This window comes from Kocuria atrinae (genome assembly GCF_039531425.1).
GTDB classification, from domain to species: Bacteria; Actinomycetota; Actinomycetes; order Actinomycetales; family Micrococcaceae; genus Kocuria; species Kocuria atrinae.
On sequence record NZ_BAAAQA010000021.1, the window covers coordinates 1 to 11,809 of the forward strand.

7 protein-coding genes and 1 pseudogene are annotated in these 11,809 nt (G+C 64.5%); 6 read left to right on the plus strand and 2 right to left on the minus strand.

The features are described 5' to 3' along the window. Positions 1-369 precede the first annotated feature (369 nt). Entirely contained in the window at positions 370-1,428 is a 1,059-nt protein-coding gene (locus ABD283_RS10670; protein WP_344224990.1) for a glycosyltransferase family 2 protein, read from the plus strand. 138 nt (positions 1,429-1,566) lie between these two features. After that, positions 1,567-3,405: a uroporphyrinogen-III C-methyltransferase gene (cobA, locus tag ABD283_RS10675; RefSeq protein WP_344224991.1), complete on the plus strand. Its 1,839-nt coding sequence runs from the start codon at positions 1,567-1,569 to the stop codon at positions 3,403-3,405. A gap of 64 nt (positions 3,406-3,469) precedes the next feature. On the opposite strand, the gene ABD283_RS10680 is transcribed toward cobA, so the two are convergent. Then, positions 3,470-4,312 carry a uroporphyrinogen-III synthase gene (locus ABD283_RS10680; RefSeq protein WP_344224992.1) on the minus strand — a complete coding sequence of 281 codons (843 nt, stop codon included), beginning with the start codon at positions 4,310-4,312 and terminating at the stop codon, positions 3,470-3,472. A 104-nt stretch (positions 4,313-4,416) separates the two neighbouring features. Here ABD283_RS10680 and mfd point away from each other — a divergent pair, with 104 nt between their 5' ends. Further along, complete coding sequence (gene mfd, locus ABD283_RS10685; RefSeq protein ID WP_344224993.1) at positions 4,417-8,148, plus strand: transcription-repair coupling factor; 3,732 nt, start codon at positions 4,417-4,419, stop codon at positions 8,146-8,148. 3 nt (positions 8,149-8,151) lie between these two features. On the opposite strand, the gene ABD283_RS10690 is transcribed toward mfd, so the two are convergent. Then, complete coding sequence (locus tag ABD283_RS10690; RefSeq protein ID WP_344224994.1) at positions 8,152-8,298, minus strand: hypothetical protein; 147 nt, start codon at positions 8,296-8,298, stop codon at positions 8,152-8,154. 452 nt (positions 8,299-8,750) lie between these two features. On the opposite strand from ABD283_RS10690, the gene ABD283_RS10695 reads away from it, so the two are divergent. The 3 genes and pseudogenes from ABD283_RS10695 (at position 8,751) to ABD283_RS10705 (ending at position 11,677) form a co-directional block, all read left to right on the plus strand. Continuing rightward, positions 8,751-9,218 carry an FAD synthase family protein gene (locus ABD283_RS10695; protein ID WP_344224996.1) on the plus strand — a complete coding sequence of 156 codons (468 nt, stop codon included), beginning with the start codon at positions 8,751-8,753 and terminating at the stop codon, positions 9,216-9,218. Positions 9,219-9,240: 22 nt separating this feature from the next. After that, a pseudogene (gene rfbB, locus ABD283_RS10700) lies at positions 9,241-10,238 on the plus strand (dTDP-glucose 4,6-dehydratase). After that, positions 10,235-11,677: a sugar nucleotide-binding protein gene (locus ABD283_RS10705; RefSeq protein WP_344224995.1), complete on the plus strand. Its 1,443-nt coding sequence runs from the start codon at positions 10,235-10,237 to the stop codon at positions 11,675-11,677. The pseudogene rfbB and the gene ABD283_RS10705 overlap by 4 nt, the downstream one beginning before the upstream one ends. Positions 11,678-11,809: the final 132 nt, after the last annotated feature.

The following is an 11,809-nucleotide window of genomic DNA, read 5'->3' on the forward strand; positions in this document are numbered from 1 at the left end:
CGAGGACCTCGACGTCTATCCCCAGCTACCCCGCACCACCGGCGCGCCCACACTCAACTCTGAAGAGCCCGATAGTCCCAGTACCGCGGCAAGGACAACGATCCACCACTGCTGTTTCAAGCAGCGCATGTACTGATTGAGATTCACTCATCTCCCCCTTATATAAATGCAAACGCTCACGACCCGCGCGAAAGCGGTTCGGGTCGTTCCCCAAAGTGTTTACTCATAAAACTGTAACGACACCGCACGGCTTCTGGCTCGGTGTGGTCGCAGATTTCACCGATTCGTGCCCCTATGTGTGGACGAATTCCCGGACGTGTTCACACGCGTTCTCTTCCTAGACTGGATATCAGGCACGCGGGGGAGAGCGTGCCCACGAACTCAGGGGGAATCAACGTGGACGACAACACAGGAATGAAGCTCGAGCATCCGCTCATCAGCGTGGTGATCGCGGTGTACAACGGTCAGGATCTGGTGGGTCAGGCCATCAGCAGTGTGCTGCGGCAGACCCATCCGAACATCGAACTGTTCATCGTGGATGACGGTTCCACGGATCACACCTCACGGGTGCTCGAGGGCTACGAGGCTTTGAGCCGCCCGGGGCGTGAAGTGCGCGTGCTCCGGCAGGACAATGCTGGGTGTGGTGCAGCGCGTAACCGGGCATTGGAGTTGGTCACCGGTGACTTCATCACGTTCCTCGATGCGGATGACACCATGTTGCCGCACCACTTGAGCACGCTCCTGGAGCGCTACGAGGAGCTGGACACCAACGAGAGTGGCTCGCGAACTGTGGTGTACGCCAACGCTTTTCAATGCACGACCGGAGGCATTAACGCCGGTCGCCTGCAGTACCGCGAGAAGATGCCGAATCCCGCAGATCAGCGGTCGGTGATTCTCGAGTACAACATCGGCAGTCTTTACGGATTGTTCCCCCGGTGTTTTTTTATGGAGGTGGGCGTTTTCGACCCGGAGCAGGTCTTCGTGGAGGACTGGGAATTGTGGCTGCGCGCTATCTACTTCGGCTGGCGCTTCGACCGCGTGGACGAGGTCACCAACATTATTTCCTGGACGGGCGGGTCCATGCAGTCCCAGCGCGACCGGATGGCCGCGGGCGAGGAAATGGCCCTGCAGAAAACTCTGCGTCGCTTCGACGGGAAGTTGAGTGCGGAGGAACGCACCAAGCTGATGCGGCGACTCAACTACGGATCCCCGCTCGCGGCGGCGTCGGAAGCGGAACAGGCGCTGCGTGACGGCCGCGGTGAGGACGCCAAGGAGCACCTCAAGCGAGCCGCCGAAATGATGCCCACGCAACGCCGCGTACGGTTCAAGTCCGCGATCGCCAACCTGCCGGGAGGTACGCGTTGGCTGGTCAACCGGCAACGGGCCGTGGATCGCAGCGTGGGCTACAACGAGCAGATGCGCCGCTGACACACGCTGATCCGTCACGAGGAGTAACGCTGGCGGTAGAGGAACGCGTGGCCTGCGGAATCAGGAGCCTGCACCGATAGCATCGAGTGCGGACCGCCCCGGACACCCGGGGTTCAGCTTCAATTCCCGGGAGAGTTCATGCACGCCCACGTCGACCTCAGCTCCGTTACGGTCGCCCTCCTGGGGCCGCGGCGACTGACGACGCCGCTGCGAGCCACCTACCAGCGCGCCGCCGCCGGAATCGTGGACATCGAACGCCCGGAAAACTTGTCAGCGCAGGCCTTGAGCGGGGCGGGTTTCGTGGTCATTGCCCTGCCCGCTGTCAGCGATTCCGCGGTAAAAACCGGGGCCGCCGCATGGCGCCGTGCGCTCGCGGCCGCCGGTGTCGCACTACCGGTGAGCGTGGAACGGGTGCCGGAACGAACCGGAGGCAGCATCACGCTGGTGGGCGGTGGCCCCGGTGACCCGGGGTTGATCACCGCCGCCGGATTGCACGCGTTGGCGCACGCGGACGTGATCTTCGCTGACCGCCTCGCCCCGGCCGTCACAGCCGAGTTGGCACCCGGAGTGCGGGTGGTGCCGGTGGGCAAGCGGCCCGGGCACCACCCGATTCCGCAGTCCGAGATCCAGACCCTGATGATCGATGCGGCATTGGCGGGGGAGACGGTGGTCCGCTTTAAGGGCGGTGACCCGTTCGTGTTCGGGCGCGGTGGCGAGGAACTCGTGGCCTGTCGCGCAGCCGGAGTGGACGTTCACGTGATCCCCGGGATCACCTCCGCCGTGGCCGTTCCGGAGAACGCGGGGATCCCGGTGACGTTCCGTGAACTGAGCCGGTCCTTCACCGTGGTCTCCGGCCACGACCCCCTGGACGAGGACGAACTGGAACACTTGGCGGGGCTGGCCCGATCCGGGGCCACCATCGTGTTGCTCATGGGCGTGGCCACCCTGCCGCAAACCGTCAGCGGACTGACGCGCCACGGGCTGGCCGCAGACACCCCGCTGGCCGTTCTGGAAAAGGGCTTCAGCTCCGCTGAGCGCAGCACGTTCAGCACCCTCGCCACCGCAGTTGTGGACACCGCCGCCGCAGGCTGCGCGTCCCCGGCGGTCACAGTGATCGGAGCGGTAGTCCACGCGCTCGCCGACGGCGCTCGGCCGGGCTCGGGTCTGCCGGCTTCGCAGGTGCCCGCATCGTCTGATGACGCAGCGCCGGAAACGTTGGCGGCGCAACCCGTTCTGCTGGCCTGCTCCCACGGCACGGGAAACGCCTCCGGGCAGGCCGCCGTCGCGCAGCTCGTTGCGGCCGTCCGCAATGAGCTGGAATCCGTTCCCGTGATCGACACATGGGTCGATGTCCAGGAACCCAACCTGATGGAGCGGACGCGAGCTCTTGGGGAGGCGCCCTCCGTGATCGTGCCACTCCTGCTGTCGGCCGGATATCACGTGTATGTGGATATGGCGCAAGCGATTGAGGGAAACCCGGATCATCGAGTGGCCGCAGCCCTCGGCCCCGATCCGCGCTTGGCCACGGTTATGGCCCGCCGCTTGCGCGAGGCCATGCAAGATGTCAACGCTGAGCCGATGAGCGAGTCCGACACCGTGATCATGGCCGCCGCCGGATCGTCACAACCGGACGCCGTGCGCGATTGCCGAGTCACCGCCGATCAGCTGTCTCACGAGCTGGGCGTGCCGGTCCGCGTGGCCTTCCTCTCGGCCGCAGAACCCACGGTTCATGACGCAGTCGCTGAGGCCCGGGAATCACCGAGGTCCGCGGGGAGTTCCTCGGACGCGAACCGAGGGGGCACAAGCGGTCGCGTTCTGGTGGCCACCTACCTCTTGGCCCCGGGATTCTTCCATAACAAGACAGTCAAGGCCGGCGCGGACATCACCGCGGCCCCGCTGTTGTCGCCCGATGCGCCCACGCCGCCCGAGCTCATCGAACTCGTGATCGAACACTATGAGCAGGCCGTTCACGGTTAAGGGGGACAAGGGGGCCCTCGGCACAGGAGTAAGACTCACGAGCGTTCAGCTCAGTGGGCCCGCCCTACGAGCCCTCGGGGAGACTCTCCGACCGGGCATGCTCGGACACCGCGCGGACCATGGCTCCCAGCCGGAACCGTTCGGGGACCACGGCGAGCACATCCGCTTCTTCCAGCGGCTGAACGCACACGGGTCCGATGGCTACCGCGGTACAACGGCCACCCCTCAGCGCGCCTAAGAGCGATTCGTAAGTTCCCGCAGTCCGAGCGGCATCGAATAATGCGTCCACGGCTGGTGCGGCGGTGAACGTTACGTAGTCCACCTCACCGGCGGCAATCGAGCGGGTCAGATCGGCCAGTCGGGAACCCTCGTCCGCGGAAGCCCACTCGTACGGGGCCACGGTCAGGACCCGGAAACCCGCTTGGGACAAGCGTGAGAGTTGTTGATCGTCGGTAATGCCGTGCACCTGGACGGCGACCGTGCCGCGTGCATCCCGCGCCAGCAACGTGTCGACGAGTTCGCTGGTGCGCCCGGACTGGCCCGTGTACTCGCATGGGATTTCGAGCGACTGCAGTTGCCCCTTGGCCTTGGCCCCGCGGGCATACACGGTGGTCTCGCGCAGCAGTTCCACCAGGTCATCGCGCAGCCCCGCGGTTTCGGCCACGGTCACCCACCGCTTGAGCCCGTACCCCGTGGTGATGACCACCGTCTCCGGGCGCGAGGCGAGAATGTCGCGGGTGGCGCTCAGAACGGCGTCGTCCTGGTCGCTGGGCACCAGCTTGAGCGCGGGAGCGTGCAGCACGCGGGCGCCCTGCCGTTCAAAGGCACCCGCTTGTTCTTCGGCGCGGCGGTGCGCGGTGATGGCCACGGTGCGGCCGGTCAACGGTGCGTTGGCGGAAGCGTTCATGCCTCCAGCGTACGAGCTGAGGGTGTCTGCGACGGCGAGTAGGCTTGGGCGCGTCCCCGATACTCTGAGGGGATTTTGCCGCCCACACCAGGAGTCACCCGCACATGTCCCTGACCGGTTTGCACACCGCGCTCACCGAGGACCGCACGTTCGCCAATATCTTTGCGCAGGCCTCGCGTCCGCCGGCCGAACGATCGAGCGAAACGATCATCAGCGCCCCGGACGGATTGCGCGCACCCATCCTGGCGCAAATCGTGGCGGGTCTCCATGACGACGCCGCCGGCTCACCAACCGGTGCCGCTCCCGTGACATTCGTGGTCACCGCGACCGGCCGTGAGGCAGAGGATCTAGAGGCGGCACTGGCTTCTTACCTGCCGGCTGAGCAGGTTATGAACTTCCCCTCGTGGGAAACGTTGCCCCACGAGCGGCTCTCACCGCGTTCTGACACCGTGGGCCAGCGTCTAAGTGTGCTCCGTAAACTCGCGCACCCGGAAGCCACTGACGCACCGCTGCGCGTGATCGTGGCGCCGGTGCGTTCTGTTTTGCAACCCGTGGTCGCCGGCCTCGGTGACATGCAGCCCGTCACTCTGGTGGCCGGCCAAGAGTATGCGTTCGACCAGCTCATCAAGGACCTGGCCAACGCGGCCTATTCACGCGTGGACATGGTCACCAAACGCGGTGAGTTCGCCGTGCGCGGTGGCATCATCGACGTCTTCCCGCCCACGGAGGACCACCCGGTGCGCTTGGAGTTCTTCGGCGACGAACTGGACGAAATGCGCTGGTTCGCCGTGGCCGACCAGCGCACCGTGGTCGGCACGGAACACCCCGCCCGGGTCGTGGCCTCACCGTGTCGCGAATTGCTGATCACCCCCACGGTCATGTCCCGGGCCGCCAAGCTCAAGGACCAGTTGCCCGGCGGCCGAGAGATCCTCGAACGCATTGCGGGCGGCCAGTACGTGGAGGGTATGGAATCGCTTGCTCCGCTGCTTGCGGACGACATGGTCCCCATGCTGTCCCTGGTGCCCGAGGGATCCATGACCGTGGTGATCGAACCCGAGAAAGTGCGCGCTCGCGCACACGATCTGGTGGCGACCAACCAGGAATTCCTCATGGCCGCGTGGGAATCGGCCTCCGGCGGCAGCGATGCCCCGCTGGACCTCAATACGGCGGTGGACTCCGAGGACGGCCAGGAGCGAAGCCTAGCGGCCGGGTCGTTCCACGAGATTGCCGAAACCCGGCAGTTGGCACTGGACCGTTCGGTGGGCTGGTGGTCGATCACCGGGCTCAACGTGAATGCCGTGAGCGTGGGCGATATCGATGCAGATTCCACGGAGGAGGAAGTCCGCCTGGCGGACACGGATGCTGACACCCTCACGGTGGCCGCTCGTGAGCCAACACGTTTCTCCGGAGACGTGGATGCCATGTTGGAGTTCCTGGCCGGCCGGGTGTCCGAAGGCTGGCGAGTGGTGCTCGTGACCGACGGCCCCGGGCCCCTTAACCGACTCAGCGAGCTCCTGCACGGTGCTCAAATTCCGGCCGCCCGGTTCGATACGATTGACGAGACACTCGAGGCGGGGCTGGTGGAGCTCACGACCGCGCGCGCCGGCCACGGATTCGTTTTCGAGGGTCCGCGCATCGCTCTGCTGACCGAAGCGGACGTACTCGGTCGTTCCACCGCGTACACCACCCGGGACATGCGTAAGCTGCCGCAACGGCGCAAGCGCAACCAGGTGGATCCGCTCACCCTGCAGAAGGGTGACTACGTGGTCCACGAGCAGCACGGTATCGGCCAGTTCATCGAACTCGTGCAGCGCCCGATTGCTGGTGCCATGATCACTCCGGGCCAGCCCAAGCCCATGCGCGAGTACCTGGTGCTCGAGTACGCGCCGTCCAAGCGCAACGGACCGCGCGACCGGTTGTTCGTGCCCACGGACCAGCTCGACCAGGTGAGCTCCTACGTGGGCGGGGAAGCGCCGTCGTTGTCCAAGATGGGCGGCTCGGACTGGAACAAGACCAAGCGCAGTGCCAAGAAGGCCGTCAAGGAGATCGCGAACGAGCTGATCCGGCTGTATTCGGCGCGCATGGCGTCCAAGGGCCATGCGTTCGGCCCGGACACCCCGTGGCAGCGTGAGCTGGAACAGGCGTTCCCGTACATCGAGACCCCGGACCAGCTGACCACGATCGACGAGGTCAAGGCGGACATGGAGCGGCCCATTCCCATGGACCGGTTGATTTCCGGTGACGTTGGGTACGGCAAGACCGAAGTGGCCGTGCGGGCGGCGTTCAAGACTGTGCAGGACGGCAAGCAGGTGGCCGTTCTGGTGCCCACTACGCTGTTGGCCCAGCAGCACACCGAGACGTTCGCGGAGCGGTTCTCCGGTTTCCCCGTGCGCCTGGCCACGCTGTCCCGGTTCCAGACGGCCAAGGAGTCCAAGGCGACACTGGAGGGCTTGCGCTCCGGCGCCGTGGACGTGGTGATCGGTACGCATCGACTGCTCAGCAAGGAAATGCAGTTCAAGAACCTGGGTCTGGTCATCATCGACGAGGAACAGCGCTTCGGCGTGGAGCACAAGGAAAAGCTCAAGGCCATGCGCACGGATGTGGACGTACTGGCGATGTCCGCCACTCCCATTCCGCGCACCCTGGAGATGTCCATGACGGGCATCCGTGAGACATCCACACTGGCCACCCCGCCCGAGGAACGCCACCCCGTGCTCACGTACGTGGGTCCGTACACCCAGAAGCAGGTTTCGGCGGCCATCCGGCGTGAGCTGATGCGCGAGGGGCAGGTGTTTTTCATCCACAACCGGGTGTCGTCCATCGAGGCCCAGGCCAAGGCGCTCGCCGAATTGGTTCCCGAGGCGCGCATCGCCGTGGCCCACGGTCAAATGACCGAATCTCGGCTGGAACAAATCATCGTGGACTTCTGGGAGAAGAAGTTCGACGTGCTGGTGTGCACCACGATCGTGGAAACCGGCCTGGACATTGCCAATGCCAACACGCTGATCGTGGACGGCGCGAACCGCTATGGGCTGTCCCAGCTGCATCAGCTGCGCGGTCGCGTGGGGCGCGGCCGGGAACGCGCTTACGCGTACTTCTTGTACCCGGCGGAGAAGCCCCTGAGCGAGACCGCGCTGGAGCGACTCAAGGCCGTAGCTGCGCACAACGAACTCGGTTCGGGTATGCAACTGGCCATGAAGGACCTTGAGATCCGAGGCGCGGGCAATCTGTTGGGCGGCGAACAGTCCGGTCACATCGCAGGAGTCGGTTTCGACATGTACCTGCGACTCGTGGGCGAGGCTGTGGCCGAGTACCGCGGCGATCAGGATCAGGCGCCGTCGGAAATGAAGATCGAACTGCCCGTCAACGCCCACCTGCCCCACGACTACGTGCCGGGGGAGCGGCTGCGCCTGGAGGCCTACCGCAACATTGCCAACGCGGCCACGGAAGAGGCCGTTGTGGAAGCCGGTGAGGAGCTTCAAGACCGCTACGGGCCCCTGCCCACCCCGGTCAAGAACCTGCTGGACGTTGCGCGATTGCGCATCCTGGCGCGGGCTTCAGGGCTCACGGATGTGGCCACTCAGGGCAACATGATCAGGTTCGCACCGGCCGAATTGCCGGAGTCGCGCGAGATGCGGCTCAAGCGCATGTACCAGGGTTCACAGATCAAGGCGATCCCGGGAACGGACCGGCACATGGTACTCATTCCCAAGCCCAAGACGGATCGGATCGGGGGCAAGGACCTCGTGGACGAGGCGATCTTGGCGTGGGCACGCGAGGTTCTCGACGCGATCTTCCCTGTTGCGCAATCTCAGCCGGACGAAGCAGCGCGGTAGCCGTCAGGCGCGCCCGGGTTTGTGTGGCGGGTAGTAATTGTCGGAGATGCTGTGCTGCGCATGCGCCGTGGTGGCCACCTGGGGGCGTGCGTTGCTGACGTAGTTGAGCACTAACGCACCCAGTGCCACCAGGATCAGCAGTGTGAGCATGGTCGTGAGTATCGTGACCGCTCGTGAACCGTGCGAGCCGTGCCCTGGCCTGTTTCTCTGGATCGTATTCTCGCTCAACTGGATCTGCCCCATAACGTGATCTCCCCGGACGGTCCCCTCACCGACCTCACCACTCACTATGCGCCCGGTCGTGTGGGGCGGGCCAGCGGGAATCGCGGAATTGGGGATAAATCCGCGCAAGTGTGGACAGCACAAACACACATTTGTCCACCGTTCGGCGGCCCATTGGGTGAACAGTCTCTAAATTCTTCTCGATCTTGCTACCGTGGTAACAGCACTCTGCGCGGTGGGGACCGCGCGGCGTTGATCATTAGGGGGGAAACATGGCGGCTGAGCGCAACACCACTTCTTTATCCGGGGAGCACAACCAACACGGGCACAGTGGATTAGGACTTTCTGCTGCGGAACTGCGGGGACTGTCCGAGGGGAGTGTGGTGGGTTATGCGGCCGGGGCATTCGATCTCTTTCACGTGGGTCACCTCAACATCCTTCGCCAGGCCAAACGTCATTGCGACTACCTGATCGCGGGAGTCGTCAGCGATGAAATGCTGGAATTGACCAAGGGCCGGGCCCCGGTGGTGCCCGCTGCCGAGCGTGCAGAGATCGTGTCCCACGTGAAATTCGTGGACGAGGTGCACATCGAATCGGTCAAGGACAAGTTGGATACCTGGGCTCACGTGCGCTTCGACCGGTTCTTCAAGGGCGACGATTGGAAAGGTACCCCGCGCGGTCGTGACCTGGAGGCTCGCTTCTCGGAAGTTGGTGTGGAGGTCGTGTATTTTCCGTACACGGTGCACACCTCGTCCACGCGACTTCGCACGGCGCTGGATCTGCTGAGCGCACCTGCTGGCGGGAACAACTCGCAGACACTCGGGAGCAGTGCCCAGATCCGTTCCTGAAACGCCCCTAGCATTAGCCATTATGGGAAATCTTCTTGTCACCGGGGGCGCGGGTTTCATCGGATCCAATTTTGTCCGTCACGTGCTCGAACACACGGATTATTCCGTGACGGTATTGGACAAGCTGACCTACGCAGGAAATCGTGCAAGTCTGCACGGTGTGGACCCGCAACGGTGCGAATTGGTCGTGGGGGATATCGCGGATCCCGAACTCGTGGATTCTCTGGTCCGCGACTCGGATGCCGTGGTGCATTTCGCGGCAGAATCCCACAACGACAATTCTTTGCGTGATCCGTGGCCTTTTGTGCACACGAATCTGATCGGCACGTACACGCTTCTGGAAGCAGTGCGCCGGCACGAGACACGATTCCATCATGTGTCCACGGACGAGGTGTTCGGGGATCTGGAACTGGACGATCCGGCAAAGTTCACGGAGGAGACCCCTACAACCCTTCCAGCCCGTATTCATCGACCAAGGCGGGTTCCGATCTATTGGTCCGCGCATGGGTTCGCTCGTTCGGGGTGGAGGCCACGCTGTCCAACTGCTCCAACAACTACGGGCCGTACCAGCACGTGGAGAAGTTCATTCCGCGCCAGATCACCAACGTGCTCAGCGGCATCAGGCCCAAGCTCTACGGTGCCGGGCAGAACGTGCGCGACTGGATCCACGCCGATGACCACTCCGCCGCCGTATTGCGGGTCTTGGAAGCCGGAGAGATCGGCCGCACCTATTTGATCGGCGCGGACGGTGAAGCGGACAACCTCACAGTGCTGCGCACCATTCTGCGTTTGATGGGCCGCCCCGAGGACGAATTCGACCACGTGACCGACCGTGCCGGACATGACCCCCGCTACGCGATCGACGGCGATCGCACCCATCGGGAACTGGGCTGGGAGCCGCAGTTCACGGACTTCGAATCCGGTGTGCGGAACACCATTGACTGGCATACGGAACACCGCGATTGGTGGGAACCCGTCAAGGAAGCCACCGAAGCAAAGTACCGGGAGGCCGGACAATGAGCGCGGCTCGGGTGGAGGTCCATGAGACGGCCATCGACGGTCTGCTGATCGTCGATCTACCCCGCCCCGGTGACAACCGAGGGTGGTTCAAGGAGAACTGGCAGCGCGCCAAAGCCACGGCAGCGGGGCTGCCGGATTTCGTGCCGGTGCAGAACAACATCTCGTTCAATGGCACCCGGGGCACCACGCGCGGCATCCACGCTGAACCGTGGGCCAAATACGTTTCCGTGGCCACGGGGTCGATCTTTGGTGCCTGGGTGGACCTACGACGGGGGCCCGGATTCGGGACAGTGGTCACTCATGAGATCACCCCGTCCACCGCGGTGTTCGTCCCGCGCGGGGTGGGCAACGCATTCCAAACCCTTGAGGATGCCACCGCCTACACGTACTTGGTGACCGACCACTGGTCCGCGGACGCGCAATCGGCCTACAGCTTTGTGAACCTCGCGGACCCCGAGCTGGCCATCGAGTGGCCCATCGACCTGGCGCATGCGGAGCTGTCCGAGAAGGACCGCAACCACCCGCTGCTCGCGGACGTCGAGCCGCTGCCGCCAGCCCCGATTCTGGTGATCGGGGCCGGTGGACAACTGGGTTCGGCCCTGACCCGTGAACTGACGGAGCGGAATCTACCGTTCACCGCTCACACGCGTTCCGAACTGGATCTCGCACGCCCGTGCGGCTGGCCGGAGGGCATTCGCTCGGGCGAGGGGCTGCGCCGCTACCGTGCCGTGATCAACGCGGCCGCTCACACGGCCGTGGATGCCGCCGAAACCCCGGAGGGGCGCACCGAGGCCTGGGCCGCCAACGCCACTGGTGTGAGCGCGCTAACCGCAGCCTGCCAGCGGGCGGGGATTCCACTGGCCCACGTGTCCACGGACTACGTCTTTGACGGGCAACTGCCACTGGGGGAGTACTACAAGCCCGACGCCGCTCCGGCCCCTGTCTCGGTCTACGGCCAGTCCAAGGCCGCGGGTGAATGCGCGGTGACCACGTGGTCCAAGCATTACCTGGTGCGGACCAGCTGGGTCATCGGCACGGGCCACAACTTTGTGGCAACCATGGCCAAGCTCGCAGACAACGGGGTGGACCCATCCGTGGTTTCCGACCAGCACGGGCGGCTGACATCGGCCGCGGATTTGGCGGCGGGTCTGATTCACCTGATCGACAACGAGGCCGAGTTCGGGACTTATCACCTCACCGGTTCAGGGGAACCGACCACCTGGGCGGAGATTGCGCGGCTGACCTTCGAGGAACTGGGCCACGATCCCCAGCGAGTGACCCCGGTAAGCACCGAAGAGTACACGGCGGGGAAGACCGGCATTGCTCCGCGCCCGTCCAACAGCTGTCTGGACATTTCGGCACTTGAAGCCACCGGGTTCACCCCGCGGGACAGTGCGGCCGTAGTGCGCGAGGCTCTTGAGCGCCGCGCGCAAGACTGAACCGAACGGCGGCATCCCCGGGTAGGGAGAGCGAGCCGGCCGACAGGGCCGAGCATTGAAAGAACCCCGTCACCGGTGATTGAACTGCTCCCCGGAAGTTGGACTGAGAAATCAGTTCCTTCTTCCGGGGAG